Annotated in this window: 21 protein-coding genes and 1 riboswitch; of the genes, 6 read left to right on the top strand and 15 right to left on the bottom strand. The window is 42.9% G+C overall.

Annotated features, from left to right (window positions below):
• Window positions 1-28 precede the first annotated feature (28 nt).
• The 12 genes from thiH to PR683_RS19905 all read right to left on the bottom strand — a co-directional run bounded on the left by thiH (window position 29) and on the right by PR683_RS19905 (window position 11507).
• Window positions 29-1150: a 2-iminoacetate synthase ThiH gene (gene thiH, locus PR683_RS19960; protein WP_004265866.1), complete on the bottom strand. Its 1122-nt coding sequence runs from the start codon at window positions 1148-1150 to the stop codon at window positions 29-31.
• The gene (locus PR683_RS19955; RefSeq protein ID WP_110732256.1) at window positions 1147-1917 is read right to left on the bottom strand and encodes a thiazole synthase; all 771 of its coding nucleotides are present in this window, start codon (window positions 1915-1917) and stop codon (window positions 1147-1149) included. Before PR683_RS19955 ends, thiH begins: the two co-directional genes overlap by 4 nt.
• Before the next feature lie 2 nt (window positions 1918-1919).
• Complete coding sequence (thiS, locus tag PR683_RS19950) at window positions 1920-2120, bottom strand: sulfur carrier protein ThiS (RefSeq protein WP_004265860.1); 201 nt, start codon at window positions 2118-2120, stop codon at window positions 1920-1922.
• On the bottom strand, window positions 2108-2866 hold the full coding sequence (locus PR683_RS19945) for a HesA/MoeB/ThiF family protein (protein WP_004265857.1): 759 nt from the start codon (window positions 2864-2866) through the stop codon (window positions 2108-2110). Before PR683_RS19945 ends, thiS begins: the two co-directional genes overlap by 13 nt.
• 76 nt (window positions 2867-2942) lie before the next feature.
• The gene (gene thiE / locus PR683_RS19940) at window positions 2943-3608 is read right to left on the bottom strand and encodes a thiamine phosphate synthase (RefSeq protein WP_109913192.1); all 666 of its coding nucleotides are present in this window, start codon (window positions 3606-3608) and stop codon (window positions 2943-2945) included.
• Window positions 3592-5580: a phosphomethylpyrimidine synthase ThiC gene (gene thiC / locus PR683_RS19935; RefSeq protein WP_109913191.1), complete on the bottom strand. Its 1989-nt coding sequence runs from the start codon at window positions 5578-5580 to the stop codon at window positions 3592-3594. The genes thiE and thiC overlap by 17 nt, the downstream gene beginning before the upstream one ends.
• 144 nt (window positions 5581-5724) lie before the next feature.
• Window positions 5725-5836, bottom strand: a riboswitch (TPP riboswitch).
• A 354-nt stretch (window positions 5837-6190) separates the two neighbouring features.
• A complete protein-coding gene (locus tag PR683_RS19930; protein WP_110731451.1) occupies window positions 6191-6853 on the bottom strand; it encodes an HAD family hydrolase in 663 nt (220 codons plus the stop codon).
• An 18-nt stretch (window positions 6854-6871) separates the two neighbouring features.
• Window positions 6872-7888, bottom strand: coding sequence for an ABC transporter ATP-binding protein (locus PR683_RS19925; protein WP_272581953.1), 1017 nt, complete (start codon window positions 7886-7888; stop codon window positions 6872-6874).
• Window positions 7888-8718, bottom strand: a complete 831-nt coding sequence (locus tag PR683_RS19920; RefSeq protein ID WP_109913188.1) for an ABC transporter permease — start codon at window positions 8716-8718, stop codon at window positions 7888-7890. Before PR683_RS19920 ends, PR683_RS19925 begins: the two co-directional genes overlap by 1 nt.
• The gene (locus tag PR683_RS19915; RefSeq protein WP_109913187.1) at window positions 8708-9610 is read right to left on the bottom strand and encodes an ABC transporter permease; all 903 of its coding nucleotides are present in this window, start codon (window positions 9608-9610) and stop codon (window positions 8708-8710) included. The genes PR683_RS19920 and PR683_RS19915 overlap by 11 nt, the downstream gene beginning before the upstream one ends.
• Window positions 9610-10425 (bottom strand): alkaline phosphatase family protein, encoded by an 816-nt coding sequence (locus tag PR683_RS19910; protein ID WP_109913186.1) that lies wholly within the window; start codon window positions 10423-10425, stop codon window positions 9610-9612. The genes PR683_RS19915 and PR683_RS19910 overlap by 1 nt, the downstream gene beginning before the upstream one ends.
• 29 nt (window positions 10426-10454) lie before the next feature.
• Complete coding sequence (locus tag PR683_RS19905; protein ID WP_109913185.1) at window positions 10455-11507, bottom strand: ABC transporter substrate-binding protein; 1053 nt, start codon at window positions 11505-11507, stop codon at window positions 10455-10457.
• A gap of 249 nt (window positions 11508-11756) precedes the next feature.
• Between PR683_RS19905 and nudC the strand changes: the two genes are divergently transcribed.
• The 6 genes from nudC to PR683_RS19875 all read left to right on the top strand — a co-directional run bounded on the left by nudC (window position 11757) and on the right by PR683_RS19875 (window position 16336).
• Window positions 11757-12548, top strand: a complete 792-nt coding sequence (nudC, locus tag PR683_RS19900; RefSeq protein ID WP_117163045.1) for an NAD(+) diphosphatase — start codon at window positions 11757-11759, stop codon at window positions 12546-12548.
• 92 nt (window positions 12549-12640) lie between these two features.
• The gene (hemE, locus tag PR683_RS19895) at window positions 12641-13705 is read left to right on the top strand and encodes a uroporphyrinogen decarboxylase (RefSeq protein ID WP_109913183.1); all 1065 of its coding nucleotides are present in this window, start codon (window positions 12641-12643) and stop codon (window positions 13703-13705) included.
• Window positions 13706-13814: 109 nt separating this feature from the next.
• On the top strand, window positions 13815-14486 hold the full coding sequence (gene nfi / locus PR683_RS19890; protein WP_109913198.1) for a deoxyribonuclease V: 672 nt from the start codon (window positions 13815-13817) through the stop codon (window positions 14484-14486).
• Between the two features lie 74 nt (window positions 14487-14560).
• Entirely contained in the window at window positions 14561-15148 is a 588-nt protein-coding gene (locus PR683_RS19885) for a YjaG family protein (RefSeq protein ID WP_109913182.1), read from the top strand.
• Between the two features lie 199 nt (window positions 15149-15347).
• Window positions 15348-15620, top strand: a complete 273-nt coding sequence (locus tag PR683_RS19880; protein WP_004264522.1) for an HU family DNA-binding protein — start codon at window positions 15348-15350, stop codon at window positions 15618-15620.
• A gap of 89 nt (window positions 15621-15709) precedes the next feature.
• Window positions 15710-16336 (top strand): DUF1481 domain-containing protein, encoded by a 627-nt coding sequence (locus PR683_RS19875; protein WP_117163043.1) that lies wholly within the window; start codon window positions 15710-15712, stop codon window positions 16334-16336.
• A gap of 235 nt (window positions 16337-16571) precedes the next feature.
• Here the strand turns inward: PR683_RS19875 and purD are convergent, their stop codons facing one another.
• The 3 genes from purD to PR683_RS19860 form a co-directional block, all read right to left on the bottom strand.
• Window positions 16572-17855, bottom strand: a complete 1284-nt coding sequence (gene purD / locus PR683_RS19870; protein ID WP_109913180.1) for a phosphoribosylamine--glycine ligase — start codon at window positions 17853-17855, stop codon at window positions 16572-16574.
• A gap of 17 nt (window positions 17856-17872) precedes the next feature.
• Entirely contained in the window at window positions 17873-19462 is a 1590-nt protein-coding gene (purH, locus tag PR683_RS19865) for a bifunctional phosphoribosylaminoimidazolecarboxamide formyltransferase/IMP cyclohydrolase (RefSeq protein ID WP_109913179.1), read from the bottom strand.
• Window positions 19463-19653: 191 nt separating this feature from the next.
• Window positions 19654-19833, bottom strand: a 180-nt coding sequence (locus tag PR683_RS19860) for a hypothetical protein (RefSeq protein WP_272520890.1), incomplete at its 5' end; no start/stop codon positions are given.

Below are 19833 nucleotides of genomic sequence, written 5' to 3'. Positions count from 1 at the left end.
GCAGCTAATGCTCTTTTTCAGTAAAATTCTAACGGCCTAAATAACCATCCCAATCTTTCCAAACGGGCTGTAAACCGGCTTGCACAAGTGCATTCGCTACTTGTGCGGCACTGCGGTTATCATTTGGAGAAAATTGTTCTAGCTCTTCTTTGGTATCTGCATAGCCGCCTGGTTGGGTTTTCGAGCCAGCACTGACGTTGTTAATTGCCAATGGCACCACGTTATCACGGAAATAAGGTGATTCACGGGTTGAGAGTGAAAGCTCTACATTTGGCGCCAGTAAGCGAAAAGCACAAATTAATTGCACTAATTCGGCTTCATTCATCAGTGATGCCGGTTCAACACCACCCGCACAAGGGCGTAAGCGAGGAAAAGAGATAGAATAACGACTTTGCCAGTAGTATTGCTGTAGGTACAACAAATGTTCTGCAACCATATAGCAATCAGTACGCCAACTGTTTGATAAACCAATTAACGCACCAAGGCCGATTTTATCTATACCCGCTTCTCCTAAGCGTTCTGGCGTGGCTAAGCGCCAGTGAAAATCCTGTTTTTTGCCTTTGAGGTGATGGAGTTGATACGTGGGCTCATGGTAGGTTTCTTGATAAACCATCACACCATCTAACCCCAGAGTTTTTAATTCCTTATATTCATCTGTGCTTAATGGCTGCACTTCCATCATTAAGGAACTGAAATAAGGGCGAATGATGGGGAATGTGTGACGAAAATAGTCCATACCCACTTTACTCTGGTGCTCTCCGGTGACTAGCAATAAGCTATCGAAACCAATTTTGCGAATGGTTTCGCACTCATTGATAATTTCAGCGTCATTTAGCGTTTTACGTTTAATTTTATTACTCATCGAAAAACCGCAATAAGTACAATCGTTTGCGCATAGGTTCGATAAATAAAGTGGCACATAAAACCCAACGGCATGGCCAAAGCGTTGTCGGGTGAGTTTCTGAGCTTTTTGTGCCATCAGCTCAATATAGGGACGGGCAGCAGGGGAAAGCAGTGCCATAAAATCATCGAGTGTGAGTATATCCACCGCCAAAGCATGTTCTACATCGGCAGGTGTTTTACTGTTTATCCGCAGTGTCGTATCGTCCCAATCCAGTGCTTGTAAGCGTTCTTGGAAGCTTGGGATCATGATAAGGCCCCTAAGAAACTGGTCAATGGGCTGGACGCTTGCGCCTGTTGCTTCGGCGTAGCTAAACCACTTTGATAAGCTAATTCAGCCGCTTCGACCGCGAGTTTAAACGCTTTTGCCATGAGTACAGGTTGTTTTGCTACAGCGATTGCAGTGTTGACTAAAACGGCATCAGCGCCCATTTCGATGGCTTCTGCCGCATGGCTTGGTGCACCAATTCCGGCATCTACAACGACAGGTACAGAAGCTTGTTCAATAATGATACGGAGCATTTCTTTCGTTGCTAAGCCTTTGTTTGTGCCAATCGGTGCGCCTAATGGCATCACAGCGGCACAGCCAACTTCTTCTAAACGACGGCATAACACCGGGTCTGCGCTGCAATAAGGCAATACAACAAATCCCTCTTTAACGAGCTGCTCTGCGGCGAGTAATGTCTCGATGGGATCCGGTAGTAAATAACGCATATCCGGATGGATTTCGAGTTTGACCCAGTTAGTACCAAGGGCTTCACGAGCTAGGCGTGCAGCAAATATCGCCTCTTGGGCATTTTTCGCCCCTGAAGTATTCGGTAATAGTTTCACGCCCAATTGTTGTAGAGGTTGTAAAATACCGTCATCTTGCCCACGTAAATCAATACGTTTCATTGCCATTGTCACTAATTGACTGCCGGATGCTGCAATGGCGTCTTGCATGAGGTTGGCGCTGGCAAATTTACCTGTTCCAGTAAATAGGCGTGAGTGAAAAGTAAAATCTGCGATTTTTAACATCATTAGCCCCCCGCGATAGCTTGAAACAACAAGATATTATCTTGGTCATTAATGAGATATGAATCCCACTGACTCTTCGGAATGATCACTTGATTGATGGCAAGTGCAGTTCCCACCATTGGGCGATCGAGAGTGGAAAATAATTGATTAACCGTCAGTGGGGCGTCGAATTCCATAGGTTGGTCATTAATTATGATATGCATGTTTCTTCCCGACAGATTGGACATTGCAGTGACGGCATTAATTGCAATGTATTCCATTGTTGCTGTTTTCCATCGAATAAACGCAATTTACCGCTCAGTGAAGAGGGAAGGCCGACAAGTAATTTAATGGCTTCCAGTGCTTGCAACGTGCCGATAATCCCAACCACTGGCCCTAATACCCCAGCAGTGCGGCAGTTGCGTTCGGGTTCATCTTGGTCTGGGTATAAACAGGCATAGCAACCGGTACTAAATGGCGGCTCAAGTACCATTAATTGGCCACCAAACCCAACAGCACTGCCGCTGACTAAGGTTGTATTGGTCATGACACAGGCGGCATTAACTGCATGACGAGTGGCCATGTTATCGCAGCAATCAAGCACTAAGTCGACTTGTTCCGCTAATGGAATTAAAGTCTCAACATCCAACTTTTGTGCGATAACATGGGTTCTTACCAACGGATTGAGTTGATGTAGCCTATCTGCGGCAAGCTGGGCTTTTGACTGGCCAATATCATCGGTATCGTAAAGTACCTGCCGTTGTAAGTTAGAAACGTGTAAGTCATCGTGGTCAGCTAGCCACAATTCGCCGACACCAGCGCCCGTTAAATAAAGGGATGCGGGAGAGCCTAAGCCCCCTAAACCGACAATTAGGACTTTGCTATTTTTCAGTTTTTGTTGCCCCTCAGGACTGATGTCTTCAAGTAATAGCTGGCGGCTGTAACGCATGAATTCTTGGTCACTTAACATGATTGAATTCCTTAAATCATCATTAGCCCTGTTTTTATGACGATAAACTAGGGCTAATTTTGTGATTAAAAATCGACTAATTGGCGTGATCCCGCTCAATTAAATTCAGCAAAGTTTCTGTTGCGGCGCGCCAATCATCGGCTTTAGTAATCGCACTGACTAGCGCGACACTCCCCACTCCAGTTGCTAGCACGTCAGGCACTTTATCAATGGAAATCCCACCAATGGCTACCGTTGGGTAATCAGGTGTTGCTTCCACCATGGCTTTAAGTGTTTCTAAACCCTGAGGCGAAGAAGGCATCTCTTTGGTTTGTGTTGGAAAGATATGCCCCATGGCAATGTAGGAAGGGCGAACCGATTTTGCGATAGCCAATTCATGCTCATCGTGCGTTGATATTCCTAACCGTAAGCCCGCTTGGTGGATTGCTAATAAATCGGTAGTTTCCAAATCTTCTTGGCCTAAATGTACGCCATAAGCACCAAACTCGACCGCTAACCGCCAGTAATCATTAATGAATAAGCGTGCGTTATGTTTTTCCCCGAGCGCAATAGCTTGTTGAATCTCATCACGAACATCTGCGTCAGATTTGTCTTTGATACGCAATTGAATTGTGGAAACACCTGCATTAAGCAAACGTTCAATCCATTCAACGGAATCCACAACGGGATAAAGCCCAAGGCGTTGTGCAGTCTCAGGAAAAGGGCTATTTGGGAGAGTTATAGCATTAGGCAATTTTGGCATTTTCATCCACCTCAGCATTCACAATTTCAGCACCGTGATAGAGTTCGCTGCCATGGGCACGGAAGGCTTCTGACATCTGTTCCATACCCGCTTCTTTTTCATTTGCTTCTTTTTGGGCCGCGTAGTCACGAACCTCTTGGGATATTTTCATTGAACAGAATTTAGGCCCACACATAGAACAGAAATGAGCAATTTTCCCAGAGGCTTGTGGTAAGGTTTCATCGTGATATTTGCGAGCAGTTTCAGGATCTAACGCCAAGTTAAATTGGTCTTCCCAGCGGAATTCAAAACGGGCTTTGGACATGGCGTTATCACGGATCTGTGCACCTGGGTGGCCTTTAGCAAGGTCAGCGGCATGGGCTGCAATCTTATAAGTGATTAGCCCTTGTTTAACATCTTCTTTGTTCGGTAATCCTAAGTGCTCTTTAGGGGTGACATAACATAACATCGCACAGCCAAACCAACCGATCATGGCGGCACCAATACCAGAGGTAAAGTGGTCATAACCCGGAGCAATATCTGTTGTTAGAGGCCCTAACGTATAGAATGGCGCTTCGTGGCAGTGCTCTAACTCTTCGGTCATATTGCGGCGGATCATTTGCATTGGTACGTGGCCGGGACCTTCAATCATGACTTGAACATCATATTCCCACGCAATTTTTGTGAGCTCACCAAGGGTATGGAGCTCGGCAAATTGAGCTTGGTCGTTGGCGTCTTGAATTGAACCGGGGCGTAGTCCATCCCCTAACGACAAGGAAACGTCGTAAGCGGCACAAATTTCACAGATTTCACGGAAGTGCTCATACAGGAAATTTTCTTGGTGATGAGACAAGCACCATTTTGCCATGATAGAGCCACCGCGAGAGACGATCCCTGTTAGGCGTTTAGCTGTCATTGGCACATAGCGTAGCAATACGCCGGCATGGATAGTGAAGTAATCGACACCTTGTTCTGCTTGCTCTAATAATGTGTCACGGAACATTTCCCACGTGAGATTTTCGGCGACGCCGTTCACTTTTTCGAGGGCTTGGTAAATCGGAACTGTACCAATAGGCACGGGGCTATTACGTAAAATCCATTCGCGGGTTTCGTGGATATAACGGCCAGTGGATAAATCCATGACGGTATCTGCCCCCCAGCGTGTTGACCAAATCAGTTTTTCTACTTCTTCTTCAATGGATGAGGTGACCGATGAATTACCAATATTGGCATTAACCTTAACCAAGAAATTACGACCAATAATCATTGGTTCTGATTCGGGATGGTTGATATTGGCTGGGATAATAGCGCGACCCGCCGCCACTTCTTGGCGAACAAATTCAGGGGTAATATTCTCTGGCAAATTTGCGCCAAAGCCTTGGCCTGGATGTTGTTGCAATAAAACTTCGTCACGAATACGTTCACGTCCCATATTTTCGCGGATTGCAATAAACTCCATTTCAGGGGTAATGATACCTTTGCGTGCGTAATGTAATTGGGTAACACACTTGTTAGTTTGGGCTTTTAACGGGTGGGGACGGTTGTTAAAGCGTAGATGGTCAAGGCCTGCATCAGCAAGTCGTTGTTGTGTGAAGTCAGAGCTGAGATTTTCTACTTTAGTGGTGTCTGAGCGCTCGTTTATCCATGGCGCGCGAATTTTTTTCAAGCCTTTGTGAACGTTGAGTTCTGATGTTGGGTCGCCGTAAGGGCCTGAAGTGTCGTAGATAGGAACGGGTTCGTTGTCTTCAAATTGCGGGTTGTCTTTGTCGCCACCAATAAGGGTTTGCGAAAGCTGAATTTCTCGCATTGGGACTTGGATATCGTCTCTTGAACCTTGAAGATAAATACGTTCAGAATTGGGAAATGAAACGCCAGAAACAGTGTTGATAAAGTTTTCAGCGGCATCACGTTGGGCTTTACGAGTGCGAGCGGGTGCTGCTTGTGGCGATAAATCAGCTGTAGGGATGATATTTTGTTGTGTATTATTGGACATAGCAATTTCCTGACATTGTCACGGCTATCACAGCTAAGTGTGTAGCGGGTTTATCGAAAGAAAGTTGCTTGTCAGGAGTTCGGAGGAGTAATAAAAAGACATTGCGTTTAATTTTTAGCCAAATGAGAGATGGCAAAAAGACGCTGAGTGATTACTCTTGTTCCCTTCGCGGGTATTAACCCGATCAGGTTCCGCGGATCCCGAATTAACGGTCTCAGCCCGATGCTATGCATGCTAGGCACTCCGACAAGAGATTTCAGTATAAGCTTTCCTCGTCATTCTTCAAGCGATAAGTGCGTTGGCTGCGCTCGGCTCCCCAAGTCACATACTTGTGTATGCTCCTTGGGATATTCTCGCTTACCGCCTTCTTCTCACTTGAATTATTTAGAGGAAAGAAGAAATTAGAGTGGGATAAGATTATTTTCTCGTCATTCTTCAAGCGATAAGTGCGTTGGCTGCGCTAGGTTCCCCAAGTCACATACTTATGTATGCTCATCGGGATAATTCTATTTATCTCCTTCCTCTAGCACGAATAATTTAGAGGAACCTTTGAAAGGCGAGTTAGTTAAAACCTAAAAAATTGAAATCAAGGCTGAGATAAAAATAAGGTTTATAAATTCCACTGATATTGTGGCCAATTGTGTTCGAGTGCGGCTTGCGTTAGGCGTTCGTCGCCGTTGATAATAAATACTTCATCGGCAAATTGGCACATGGGCAGGTCGTTGGCAGAATCGGTATAAAAATATACATAGGCATCAGTGATTGGCTGGTGGCGAACCCAATCCATAAGGCGTTTAACCTTGCCTTCTTTAAAGGTTGGGATACCGTCAATTTCGGTCGTATAGCAGCCATTTTGTTGTTTAATATCGATCCCCATGGCGACGTCTGCACCAAGTTTTTCGGCGATCTTTTTCACAATAAATGAAACAGTTGCGGAGATTACAATAATCGGGATCCTTTTAGCTCGATAATTTGCGATCGTTCTAATCGCCTCAGGGTAGATCCGCGGTAAAATCACGCTTTGTACAAAATCATCCAGCCAGATATCTACTTGTTCCGTTTTTACATTGGCGAGAGTTTGCAGGTTAAAACGTAAGTAAGTCGGCATATCTAATGTGCCTGCATTATATTGCGCCATCATGGCTTTATCCGCCTCTACAAACTGTGGGTCGTTGATAATTTGCCTGTCCCACAGATATTGCGTCCACAATACGCTGCTATCACCTTGAATTAACGTATCATCTAAGTCAAAAATGGCCAGTTGGTTTTGCATTATATTCCTATCTACTTATTAACTAAGTGCGCGAATTTCATTTTTATTAAACATCAATTCAAGGCGAGTGCCCGGTTCAAATAAACGCTCAGATGAGCGATTGAGTAAATCAACTGTCATGTGACCAGCAGGTGTATCGACGCTATAACGAATGATATTTCCCAATAATTGATGGTCAACAATAATAGCATCAACAGGGTGAGAAATATGGCTACCATATTGGCGACCTGCTTCTTTGACATATATAGACTCAGCGCGGATAGCAAGTGTACCTTGTAAATTAAGACCTAACATCGTATTGGCTTTTTTGGAGTCAACAAGGTTGTAATGCCCCATAAACCGAGCGACAAATTCTGTTGCTGGTTGGGTATAAATATTCTCTGCCGTGCCACTTTGCACTATCTGGCCTTTATTCATAAGAAAAATACGGTCAGACATAATCATCGCTTCATCTTGATCATGAGTAACAAAAATTGTCGTTAAACCTAATTCGCGTTGAATCTGGCGAATTTGCTGGCGTAAGTGCTTGCGAATGCGAGCATCAAGAGCAGACAGTGGCTCATCAAGTAACAAAATTTGCGGTTTCATGACTAATGCCCTTGCGAGTGCTACTCGTTGACGCTGTCCACCTGATAGCTGATGGGGAAATTGTTGTTCTTTTCCTTGTAACTCAACTAATTCGATCACTTCAGCGACTGCTTTAGACCTTGCTTGGCTATCAATTTTACGCATTTTTAAACCAAACGCGATATTGTCAACCACAGTCATATTGGGAAATAACGCATAACTTTGGAACACCATACCCACCCCGCGTTGCTGCGCAGCTTGGTGGGTTACATTCTGGCGATTAATATAAAGTTCACCATCATTAAGTTGTTCAAGTCCTGCGATACAGCGTAATAAAGTTGATTTTCCGCAACCACTTGGGCCCAGTAGGGTAATAAATTCGCCTTTTTCGATAGTAAACTGAATATCAGCAAATACCTGATTAGTACCAAAAGATTTAGCTAAGTTTTCCGCAATAACATAACTCATCATTCATCTCCTGAACGATTTAATCGCATTGCTAACCATGTCAGCAATAAGGTAAACAGAAAATATGACATCACCAGAGCAGAAGTGAAATGTCCGCTGGTTTGTCGCATATTGAAAAGATAGATTTGCAAGGTTTCATAACGTGTTCCCACTAGAATATTGGCAAACACAAATTCACCCATTAAAAATGAAAATGAAATTAATAATGAGACCAACATACCTTTGCGAATATTTGGTAACACAATCATCATAAAAGCTTGGAAAGTACTGGCGCCGAGTAAATGTGCAGCGTCCATTAAGTCATGTAAATTAATACCTTGAAAGCTATTCGCAAGAGCACGATACATAAAAGGTAACGTGATGGTGAAATAAGTACCAATCAGGATCCAAGGAGTGCCAACTAACATGAATGGTTCATCGGCAAATATTTGCAGCAAGCCCACCGACGAGACGACAGGCGGAATCGCAAAGGGTAAAATAATCAGTAAATCCATCACCCCTTTGAGTTTAGGGAACCGATAAAATACCGCAAATGTCATCGGCAAAATAATTAATGTGCTAACCAGCAACGTACCAAAGCAAATTATTAATGAACGACCAAATGCCATGAGAAAACGCGGGTCTTGCCACAATTGTAGATACCATTTGATGGACAAGGCATCGGGTAGCACAGTGGCTCCCCAAGAGCTGGCGATGGAATACAAAAATGTGGCAATAATAGGTAGCGCTAATAGGCTAGCAACACTGATTAATACTAACTTATGGAGCCATAATCCAGAGGGTTTATTGTTATTGGTTATCACTTGGCTAATCACATTATTATTTTGCATGGTAGCTCCGCTTGATTAACCAATGATGGATAGCAGTAATAAAAGCTAAGATAGCGATAAGTAGCATTGATAACGCAGCAGCCATATTCGGTTCGAGAAACAAATCGCCGGAAACTAAACTGGCAATTCGGATAGTCACAAGGTTGTAATTACCACTCGTTAAGGCATAAGTACTGGCGTATGCGCCCATGGCATTAGCAATTAGGATAATAAAAGTACCAAGTAAAGCAGGGGAAAGCACTGGAATAGCAACTTTTAACCAATAGGTTAGCTTGCTTGCTCCCATTGTTTTCGCAGCGTCTTCCCACTCCGGTTTTAGTGCATCAAAGGCGGGGTAGAGCAACAAAACGCCTAATGGGATCTGAAAATACACATACAACAGCATTAACCCGCTGGCACTGTATATATTAAAATCTTCGATAATTCCCCATGCCTTGAGTTGTAAGGTAATCGCGCCGTTGAAGCCCAAAATAATAATGAATGCAAAAGCAAGGGGTACACCGCTGAAATTACTGGCCATGGTGGTGAAGGAGATCATTATCCGGCGAATTTTCCCTTGCATTTTATAAATGGAAAATGCCGTGATACTGGAAATGAATAAGCCAATTACACTGCAAATAACGGAAAGCCATAGGGTATTTTCAAACGCTTGTAAGTAAAAATCATTATTGAATACTTCAAGGTAGTTACCTAATGACCATGCTTCTTCGTAGATAAAGCTATTAATTAGCACCCAAATCATTGGGGCGATTTGGAATAGACTAAACAGCACAAAGAATGGCAGCAGTAGCAGTGCCGCACGCCAATGAAAACGAGCAAAGCGTTTTTTTAACATGGCAATTTTTCCCTGTTGTTGGTATGCCTGTTCACAGGGGGCAGGAATATCAGCCATTACAAATCTCCTTGTAACAGCGCATCACAAACTGGTTTATCGAGAGAGTGGGTTCCAAGTAAACGACAAATGGTTCCACAAATCTCAGTTTGCTCAATATTGCAGGGTTGATGAGAAAATTGCGAACCGACAACAAACAATGGAACTAAACACTCTTCAGGGAGTGTCCCTCCGTGGCTGCGATCATTATTCATACCGTGATCACTCGTGATCAGAATTTGATAACCTTGCTCAACCCATGTAGGAATATAATTCGACAGGATAATATCTGCATGGCGTGCTGCATTACGGTATTGTGGGGAATCAAAGCCAAACTTATGCCCTGTATCATCTATATTCATAGGGTGAATCAATAAGAAATCAGGATCAAATTGACTACGTAAATATTCCGCATCAACAAATAAATGGTCATCAGGGTAATGATCTGCTTGATAAAAGCAGCCATGTTGGATGGTTAGCGACTCATCATGGGTAAAACGGTCTCTTGTTGCTACGAAAGGTGCTCGGTTATACAGTTCACTCACCCAATAATAAGCAGCGGCGGCAGTTGTTTTACCTGCAAGGCGAGCAAGAGAGAATATGCTGTCAAAATGGGATAACCGGACAATTTGGTTATTTACAATACCGCTTTTGACAGGTGGAACTCCCGTTAGTATACATTCATATAGAGGGCGAGACATCGAAGGAAGCTCGCACTCTAATCGGTAAAGTGTTGCACTGTCGGCTTTGATTAAACCGTTGAGATAGCCCATACAATGATGGGCTACTGAATAACTTAAACCGTCAAGGACAACAAGTATGACTTTCTCAGACATCAATTTTTTCCTAAAATCAATACATTAAATTACTGCTGGTGGATCAAAACTTGCTGTTGCCACATTTTAGGGAGATTACGAGACGATTTTTCCCAACCTTCTGCATTCTTAATGGGTTGAACATTTTTATATTGTTCTTCGGGTAGTAATTTGGCTTTAATATCATCAGGTAAGGTTAAATATTGTGCACGAATTGGTCGAGCATAGCCTTCTGCAAGGTTTAATTGGCCTTTATCACTGAAAATAAATTCACGAGCTAATTTTGCCGCATTTGGGTTTTTGGCAAATTTATTGATGATAGTGGTGTAACCTGAAATGACAGAACCGTCAGATGGGATCACAACTGTAAAGCGATCACGATTGATCTGATCACGGTAATTCAGTGCGTTGAAGTCCCATAAGATGCCAACTTCGACTTCACCTTTTTCGATATTTGCGACAGTTGGATCATTAACGGATAGGCGTTTTTGTTTGGCGAGTTCAGCAAAATACTCAATGGCAGGTTTTAGGTTATTTTCATCACCACCACGGGCAAATGCGGCAGCTAGTACAGCATTATTGGCTTGTGCAGCGATACCAACATCCCCAACGGTGACTTTATATTTCCCTTTTAGTAAATCATCCCAGCTTTTCGGTGCATCTTTCACTAAATCATTATTAATCATAAAAGCGATAGACCCCGTATAGGCTAAAGCCCAATGACCGTCTTTGTCTTTTGCCCAATCAGGAATTTGTGACCACGTTGTTGGTTTATAAGGTTGAGTCACTCCTTTTTGCACGGCAACAGGCCCAAAAGAAGCACCGACATCACCAATATCTGCTGTCGCATTATTTTTTTCTGCGGCAAATTTGGCAATTTCTTGAGCGGAGCTCATATCAGTATCTTGATGCTTCAAGCCATATTGTGCCGCTAAGTCTTGCCAAGTTCCTTTCCAGTTAGCCCAAGTATCAGGCATTCCAACGCTGTAAACTTGCCCTTCTTTTTTCGCTGCATCGATTAACTCTGCTAAATTAGCATCAGCAGCTAATGTCACACTGGATGCGGTCAATGATAGTAAAATCGCAGGAACGATAGTTTTCATTATTTTCTCACTTTTGCAGAACGGTGAACCGTATTGGTTACTTAGCATCCTAATTTTAAGAAGTGACAGTTAGTTGATCCTTTTATGACAGTTTTTAGACATTTTATGGAATGGAACGTCTAAAAAGTGTCAAAATTGACAAAGAAAAATAATGAAACAAACGTTTGAATGACATTGTGTCAAAGAAGTGTATTGTGTCATTAATAGATTGATCTTATCGACAATAAAAACTAACAAAAGATGTAAAAAATGAATAAGTTAAAATTATCAGGAACAGAAAGTGGTTGGTGGTTTATCTGTTTTTCCGGGCGTTTGTGGTTACCTCATGGGGATATTCCACGAGGTATGGCAAAGGACTATTTGTTAGAAGGAAAAACAGCAACGCCAATCGGTGAGTGGCTAGGGGAAATTGTCTGGTTGATCGCCGAAAAAATGCCATCAGATATGTCATCTCCCCGTATCGTTGCTGCGCAAGATGAAGGTTTATTTCGTCTTGCTGGGCGAGGTGTGCAATTGGCGGAATTCTATCGCTCTCATCGTTATTGCGGCTATTGTGGTACGGCAATGCGCCATAGCGAAACAGAATGGGCGTGTTTGTGTGACCATTGCCATGAGCGTTATTACCCGCAGATTGCCCCTTGTATTATTGTGGGGATCCGCCGTGATGACCATATTCTATTGGCTCAGCACCGGCGCCATTCGCAAAATCCATTATTTACTGTACTTGCGGGTTTTGTTGAAGTTGGTGAAACATTAGAAGAAGCTGTTATGCGCGAAGTCATGGAAGAAAGCCATATAAAAGTGAAAAATATTCGTTACGTATCTTCACAACCATGGCCTTTTCCTCATTCCTTAATGATGGGCTTTCTCGCGGATTATGAGAGTGGTGATATTAAAGTAGACCCTAAGGAACTGGTGAGCGCAAATTGGTATCATTACAATGAATTACCGTTGATCCCACCGGCAGACACAATCGCTAGACGTTTGATTGAAGATACGGTCGCATTGTGTCGTCAGAGTGAATATGAAACGGGCAAATAGCACAGCGCTGATATTGTTACCATTAACATGATACAATAATGAACTTCGCTCTTAGCCATTTGCGGCGGCCACTTATAATAATGGAGTAAATAATGACTGAGTTAAAAAATGACCGCTATCTACGCGCTTTGCTACGTCAGCCTGTAGATGTGACCCCTGTATGGATGATGCGTCAAGCAGGGCGTTACCTGCCTGAATATAAAGCAACACGCGCTGAAGCTGGTGATTTTATTGCTCTGTGCAAAAATACCGAATTGGCTTGTGAAGTGACATTACAGCCATTACGTCGTTTTCCATTAGACGCTGCAATTTTATTTTCTGATATTCTTACTATCCCTGATGCAATGGGGCTTGGGTTATATTTCGAAACGGGTGAAGGCCCACGTTTTCATAAACCGATTATGAGCGCAGCAGATGTAAAAAATATCCCTATTCCTGATCCTGAAATGGAACTTGGTTATGTGATGGATGCAGTTCGTGCCATCCGTAAAGCGCTTGAAGGTAGTGTGCCACTAATTGGTTTCTCTGGTAGCCCGTGGACACTGGCAACTTATATGGTGGAAGGCGGCAGTAGCAAAGCATTCACTAAAATCAAAAAGATGATGTACGAAGACCCGAACACATTGCATTTGTTATTAGATAAACTGGCAGATAGTGTCATTTTATACTTGAATGCTCAAATTCGAGCAGGTGCACAGTCCGTGATGATTTTTGACACATGGGGTGGGGTCTTAACTAAGCGTGATTATTTACAGTTTTCATTGAATTATATGCATAAAATTATTGATGGCTTAATTCGTGAAAATGACGGTCGCCGTGTTCCTGTCACCTTATTCACTAAAGGTGGCGGCCAGTGGTTAGAGGAAATGGCTGCAACGGGTTGCGATGCATTAGGGCTTGATTGGACGACTGAAATTGCAGATGCTCGTCGTCGTGTCGGTGATAAAGTTGCTTTACAAGGTAATATGGACCCATCCATGTTATATGCGCCACCGGCTCGTATAGAAGAAGAAGTGCAAAATATTCTATCAGGCTTCGGCCAAGGTGAAGGGCACGTATTTAATTTAGGTCATGGTATCCATCAGGATGTTCCACCTGAGCATGCAGGTACATTTGTGGATGCTGTTCACCGTTTATCCCGCCAATATCATCAATAACTATCGTTTATTGATCTTCTTGATTTGTGGTGTATTTATAGAATCTTGTAAGTACACCATTATCATCTATGATTAAGAATAATTAAATCTCATAAGCAATGGACGCATGATGGTTTTAGATACTCAACGATTACGAAAAGAACAAACTAGCGAAGCTTCAAAAATCATTTTGCAGGATGAATTTCCACCACTCAAATTGATTGGTGGAGCCGATGTAGGCTTTGAACAGCAAGGCACTATTACACGTGCAGTGGTAGCTGTACTATCTTGGCCACAGTTAGAACTTGTTGAGTATCAAATAGCTCGAATACCGACTCAATTGCCTTATATTCCGGGATTACTTTCTTTTCGTGAAGTCCCAGGGTTAATGGCGGCGTGGGAAAAAATACAAAACAAACCTGAATTAGTGCTTGTGGATGGGCAAGGGATTGCACATCCGCGGCGGTTTGGTGTTGCCTGCCATTTTGGGTTACAAGCGAATATAGCCACAATTGGTGTAGCAAAAAGCCGTTTATGTGGTGATGCGGTTGAGTTAAGTGAAGAGCCTGAAAGTGTTCAGCCGTTAATGGCAGGTGAAAATCAACTCGGTTGGGTGTTGCGGAGTAAAAAACGCTGCAAACCATTATATGTTTCGCCGGGGCATAAAGTAGGTTTTTCGTCTTCCCTAGCGTGGGTTAAGCAGTGTCTAAGAGGCTATCGGTTGCCGGAACCGACGCGTTTTGCTGACGGAATTGCATCAAATCGAACGTTTTTTAAGCGAATGAATGAGAAAATCAGCTAATTATCAGCAAAATATGTGGCATTGACAGATTTTCAGGTAAACTGCGAAGTATTAAGATTGATGAGTCAGAAATTATGTTAAGAAATCCCATTCATTTGAGGTTGGAAAAATTAGAAAGCTGGCAACATACAACTTTCATGGCGAGCCTATGTGAAAGAATGTATCCGAACTTTCAAATGTTTTGTCAGCAAACTGAATTTGCCGATGCAAAAGTTTATCGTTCCATCCTTGATTTAGTTTGGGAAACTTTGGTCATTAAAGATAGCAAAGTCAATTTCGACAATCAGTTAGAAAAATTAGAAGAAATTATCCCATCAGCAGATGATTTCGATATGTATGGTGTGTATCCAGCTATTGATGCCTGTATTGCATTAGGTGAAATTATTCATTCGAAATTGAGCGGTGAAACCCTCGAACACGCAATATTGGTTAGCGAAGCATCCATTCGTACAGTTGCCATGCTCGAAATGACTCAAGCAGGGCGGGAAATGACAGAAGAAGAACTCAAAGAAATCCCGGCCGTTGAAGAGGAATGGGATATCCAGTGGGACATTTTCCGCTTACTGGCAGCTTGTGAAGAGCGCGACTTAGAGTTAATTAAAGGATTAAAATCTGACCTCCGCGAAGCGGGGGTGAGCAATATAGGTATTACTTTAAGCTGATTTTCGCATTTTCATTATCGAAAACGTGACTTGACGCAGTAATGCTGAGTACTAAGACTTCACATTTGCCCCTACTCTGGTCTACATTTAGGGGCGAGAAGAAGTGGCTATCGGGGGCGTGTATCAGGGGCTGTCAATTTGGCATATCCGACGCACTCGATGCTTTGCAAACGATAAACACACTGTGTAAGGATAATTTATGAATAAGACTGAATTAGTTGATGCTATCGCAGAATCAGCGGACCTGACCAAAGTTCAGGCAAAAGCGGCATTAGAATCTACTCTGAATGCTATTTCTGAAACGCTGAAAAAAGGCGAGCAAGTCCAACTGGTCGGTTTCGGTACTTTTAAAGTTAGCCACCGTGCTGCGCGTACTGGTCGTAACCCACAAACTAAAGCAGAAATTCAAATTCCTGCTACAACTGTACCCGCTTTCTCTGCCGGTAAAGCACTGAAAGAAGCTGTAAAATAAGAACATTGTACAGACGAATCACCAGAAGGGGTAAAAAACTACCCCTTTTGTTTATTCAAAAAGGGTTGCTGGTATTGGGAGCCATCTCAATGCTAAGCGCCTGTTCTTCTAATGCACCAAAGCTACCTGAGTTTAGTGCAAGCGGTTTTATTGCCGATGATGGCGTCATTCGTATGTGGCGGCTAAATAATGCAAAAAGCCAACCTCTGGTCTTAATGGTGGTTTATAGCCCCTATAAAGGCACAGACACATCCGTTAATTTCTTCGAGTACCGCTCTGGTAACCTCTGGCAAATTCGTAGCCAAATCTTGAATCAAAAAAATGGTGATATCACTGAACAATTACGTTTCGATAAAAATAATGACGTTATTTTTATGCAGCGTGCTCAAGATGGCCATAAAACATCACTTTCGGCTGATGAAATCACGCGTTGGCGCTTTGAAGCAGAACGCATACTCGAGACAAACACTGCACTGATTGTCGGCGGCGTCAAACTCTATCAAGGTCGCTGGCAACAAGGCAAAGTGACCACCTGTGAGGGTGATGTGCGCGAAGTGACTTTTGAAGCCTATGCTGAAAAGTGGTTACAAAACCGTGCGAAAGTGTGGCATTCCCAGCTAAATTTAGCGTGGTTGGAGTCTTCAGAGGGAAACCAGCTTTTGATGGTAGCTGATACCGATTTTTGCCGCTGGCAACCTTCTAAAGATAGCTTATAAATAATCGCTCGTCGTCTTTCGAACCACAGCTATATTGCTACGTTCGCTCACTCTAGTCACATACTTATGTATGCTCCTAGAGATTCTCTCTCTTGCAGCTTTGCTGTGATTCGAAATACTTAGAGCCATTGTCTGTGTGAATGGTCAAAGGCAAAAACAAATTCAAAAAATAGAAAATAAAAAAGCTGATAAAAGTTTCCTCTTATCAGCCCAGGGAATGGTTTAGTACTTTGTATTATTTTATACGAGCGATAGCGCGGTAGCCGATGTCGTTGCGGTAGAAGCTATCATTCCAGTGAATGGCTTTGGCGACTTCATAAGCTTTGGCTTGTGCTTTAGCAATATCATTACCTAATGCTGTTACGCATAGGACGCGACCACCGGCAGTCACGACTTCTCCATCTTTCATGCGAGTACCAGCATGGAAAACTTTACTATCCGTGGCTTCAGTGGTTGGTAAACCTGAAATTACATCGCCATTGTGGTAATCACCTGGGTAACCACCTGCAGCAATTACTACCCCTAAAGCAGGGCGTTCATCCCATAATGAATCTTTACCTGCTAACTCACCTTTCGCGCCAGCTAAACATAAAGCGACTAAGTCCGATTGCAAGCGCATCATAATAGGTTGAGTTTCAGGATCGCCAAAACGGCAGTTAAACTCGATAACTTTTGGGTTACCTGCTTTATCAATCATTAAACCTGCATATAAGAAGCCTTGGTAGCGGTTTCCTTCTTGGTCCATACCTTTAACTGTAGGGTAAATGACTTGTTCCATTACGCGTTTATGTATTTCATCTGTCACAACAGGCGCTGGGGAGTAAGCGCCCATTCCACCTGTATTTAGGCCAGTATCACCATCACCAACACGTTTGTGATCTTGGCTAGTCGCCATTGGAATGACATTTTCACCATCTACCATAACGATGAAACTCGCTTCTTCACCATCAAGAAATTCTTCGATCACGATACGGTGGCCTGCATCACCAAAGGCATTCCCTGCTAACATGTCATGAACAGCTTCTTTCGCTTCTTGCAGAGTCATTGCAACAATAACCCCTTTACCTGCAGCAAGCCCATCTGCTTTGATCACGATTGGTGCGCCTACTTTATCTAAGTAAGCTAAAGCAGGTTCAATTTCAGTAAAATTTTCATAAGCCGCAGTAGGAATATGATGACGAGCTAAAAAATCTTTGGTAAATGCTTTTGAACCCTCAAGCTGTGCAGCACCTTGGGTTGGGCCAAAAATAGTTAAGCCAGCAGCCTTAAACGCATCGACTACACCAATAACCAATGGTGCTTCAGGGCCGACAATAGTTAAACCAATTTGCTTATCTTTGGCGAATTGAAGCAATCCATTGATATCAGTTGCCGAAATATTGACGTTTTCAAGGGTCGGCTCTAATGCTGTGCCTGCATTGCCTGGGGCAACATACACTTTATTTGCTAAAGGGGATTGAGCAGCTTTCCAAGCTAAGGCATGTTCACGGCCGCCGCCACCAATAATCAAAATATTCATTACTAGACTCCTAATAATTAGTGACGGAAATGACGCATATTAGTGAAAATCATGGCGATACCATGTTCATTTGCCGCCGCAATGACTTCATCATCACGGATAGAACCACCTGGTTGGATAACACAGGTTACTCCAACAGCAGCTGCGGCATCAATACCATCGCGGAATGGGAAAAAGGCATCTGAGGCCATTGCACAGCCAGCGACTTCTAAACCTTCATCAGCGGCTTTAATACCTGCAATTTTTGCAGAATAGACACGGCTCATTTGCCCTGCACCAATTCCAACGGTCATGTCATTTTTGGCATAAACAATCGCATTCGATTTCACAAACTTCGCGACTTTCCAGCAGAACATAGCATCTTTTAATTCACGCTCTGTAGGTTGGCGGTTTGTGACTACACGTAGCGCTTCCTTTTCAACCATACCTAAGTCACGGTCTTGTACCAATAAACCACCATTCACACGTTTAAAGTCTAATCCTGTAACTGGTTTGCTCCATTCGCCACATTCAAGTACGCGAACGTTTTGTTTAGTCTCAAGAATAGGTAGTGCATCTTTAGCAACAGAAGGCGCAATAATGACTTCCACAAATTGGCGATCGATAATGGCTTGAGCAGTTTCTTTATCTAATTGACGATTGAAAGCGATAATGCCGCCAAAAGCAGAAGTTGGATCAGTTTTGAATGCGTTATCATAAGCAGCATGAATCGAATCACCGATAGCGACACCACAAGGGTTTGCATGTTTAACAATGACACAAGCAGGCTCTTCGAATGATTTAACGCATTCAAGAGCTGCATCGGTATCAGCGATATTGTTATAAGACAGGGCTTTACCTTGGATCTGCTGAGCAGTTGCAATAGACGCTTCTTTTGGGTTTTCTTCTATATAAAAAGCGGCATCTTGATGGCTGTTCTCTCCGTAACGCATGTCTTGTTTCTTAATAAAATTTAAATTCAAGGTGCGAGGGAAACGGCCAGAAGGCTGGGTCGTATCACCATAATAAGGGGCAACTAATTCACCAAAGTAATTCGCAATCATGCTGTCATAAGCTGCAGTGTGTTCAAAAGCTTTAATTGCGAGGTCAAACCGCGTAGACCAATTGAGTGAGTTTTCGTGGTTATCCATTTCATCAATAATGATTTGATAGTCATTACTATTTACTACAATTGCTACGTCTTTATGGTTCTTAGCCGCGGAGCGCACCATGGTTGGGCCGCCGATATCAATATTCTCTACAGCATCTTCAAGGGTACAATTTGGTTTTGCCACGGTTTGGGCAAATGGATATAGATTAACAACGACCATATCAATCGGTGCAATATCATGCTGTTGCATAATGGCATCATCCGTACCACGACGACCTAAAATTCCGCCATGCACTTTCGGGTGCAATGTTTTTACTCGGCCATCCATCATTTCAGGGAACCCTGTGTAATCTGAAACTTCAGTTACGTTTAGTCCTGACTCAGCGAGTAACTTTGCAGTACCGCCGGTAGATAGGAGCTCAACACCACGTTGAGATAACGCCTTAGCGAATTCAACAACCCCTGTTTTATCAGACACACTAAGCAGGGCACGACGAATAGGACGAAGCAGTTGCATGAGATAGATCCCTTGGATTTGAATAAATAAGGCAATAACGAATATCAGTCAGTGAAAAACTCAACGAGCTTTTCTTATATACCTATTATATCTATTGATGAAAGCAAAGCGGAATTTGCCAACTTTCTCTATAACAATATATAAGTCACTAACAATTTCAGAACATAAAAACAAAATCAATGCTGAAATTTCTAACCAATTGTAACGCAAACGTTTGCGTAATGCGCGATAATTTTAAAATTATTTTCAGGTTGTGGATAACTTCGTGCATAAGTCAGTATAAGTAGGGGTTTTGCTGTGGAATGCAGCAGTTGAATAAAAAAATGCAAAAAAGGGGTTGCCAGATTTTTCTGACTCCCTATAATGCGCAT

Origin of the sequence: Providencia sp. PROV269 (assembly GCF_028477785.1) — a bacterium.
Lineage (GTDB): Bacteria > Pseudomonadota > Gammaproteobacteria > Enterobacterales > Enterobacteriaceae > Providencia > Providencia rettgeri.
Note: the sequence above shows the minus strand (reverse complement) of the source record. Positions and strands in the feature narration are given on the sequence as shown.

Excerpts from the sequence above, each read along its gene's own strand:
- PR683_RS19905 (WP_109913185.1), bottom strand. The coding sequence starts at position 11,507 with ATGAAAACTATCGTTCCTGCGATTTTACTATCATTGACCGCATCCAGT.
- thiH (WP_004265866.1), bottom strand. The coding sequence starts at position 1,150 with ATGATCCCAAGCTTCCAAGAACGCTTACAAGCACTGGATTGGGACGAT.
- PR683_RS19955 (WP_110732256.1), bottom strand. The coding sequence starts at position 1,917 with ATGTTAAAAATCGCAGATTTTACTTTTCACTCACGCCTATTTACTGGA.
- nfi (WP_109913198.1), top strand. The coding sequence starts at position 13,815 with ATGGTTTTAGATACTCAACGATTACGAAAAGAACAAACTAGCGAAGCT.
- thiE (WP_109913192.1), bottom strand. The coding sequence starts at position 3,608 with ATGCCAAAATTGCCTAATGCTATAACTCTCCCAAATAGCCCTTTTCCT.
- hemE (WP_109913183.1), top strand. The coding sequence starts at position 12,641 with ATGACTGAGTTAAAAAATGACCGCTATCTACGCGCTTTGCTACGTCAG.
- purD (WP_109913180.1), bottom strand. The coding sequence starts at position 17,855 with ATGAATATTTTGATTATTGGTGGCGGCGGCCGTGAACATGCCTTAGCT.
- PR683_RS19880 (WP_004264522.1), top strand. The coding sequence starts at position 15,348 with ATGAATAAGACTGAATTAGTTGATGCTATCGCAGAATCAGCGGACCTG.
- PR683_RS19920 (WP_109913188.1), bottom strand. The coding sequence starts at position 8,718 with ATGCAAAATAATAATGTGATTAGCCAAGTGATAACCAATAACAATAAA.
- PR683_RS19945 (WP_004265857.1), bottom strand. The coding sequence starts at position 2,866 with ATGTTAAGTGACCAAGAATTCATGCGTTACAGCCGCCAGCTATTACTT.
- PR683_RS19915 (WP_109913187.1), bottom strand. The coding sequence starts at position 9,610 with ATGGCTGATATTCCTGCCCCCTGTGAACAGGCATACCAACAACAGGGA.
- purH (WP_109913179.1), bottom strand. The coding sequence starts at position 19,462 with ATGCAACTGCTTCGTCCTATTCGTCGTGCCCTGCTTAGTGTGTCTGAT.
- PR683_RS19875 (WP_117163043.1), top strand. The coding sequence starts at position 15,710 with ATGCTAAGCGCCTGTTCTTCTAATGCACCAAAGCTACCTGAGTTTAGT.
- PR683_RS19925 (WP_272581953.1), bottom strand. The coding sequence starts at position 7,888 with ATGAGTTATGTTATTGCGGAAAACTTAGCTAAATCTTTTGGTACTAAT.
- thiS (WP_004265860.1), bottom strand. The coding sequence starts at position 2,120 with ATGCATATCATAATTAATGACCAACCTATGGAATTCGACGCCCCACTG.
- PR683_RS19910 (WP_109913186.1), bottom strand. The coding sequence starts at position 10,425 with ATGTCTGAGAAAGTCATACTTGTTGTCCTTGACGGTTTAAGTTATTCA.
- nudC (WP_117163045.1), top strand. The coding sequence starts at position 11,757 with ATGAATAAGTTAAAATTATCAGGAACAGAAAGTGGTTGGTGGTTTATC.
- thiC (WP_109913191.1), bottom strand. The coding sequence starts at position 5,580 with ATGTCCAATAATACACAACAAAATATCATCCCTACAGCTGATTTATCG.
- PR683_RS19930 (WP_110731451.1), bottom strand. The coding sequence starts at position 6,853 with ATGCAAAACCAACTGGCCATTTTTGACTTAGATGATACGTTAATTCAA.
- PR683_RS19885 (WP_109913182.1), top strand. The coding sequence starts at position 14,561 with ATGTTAAGAAATCCCATTCATTTGAGGTTGGAAAAATTAGAAAGCTGG.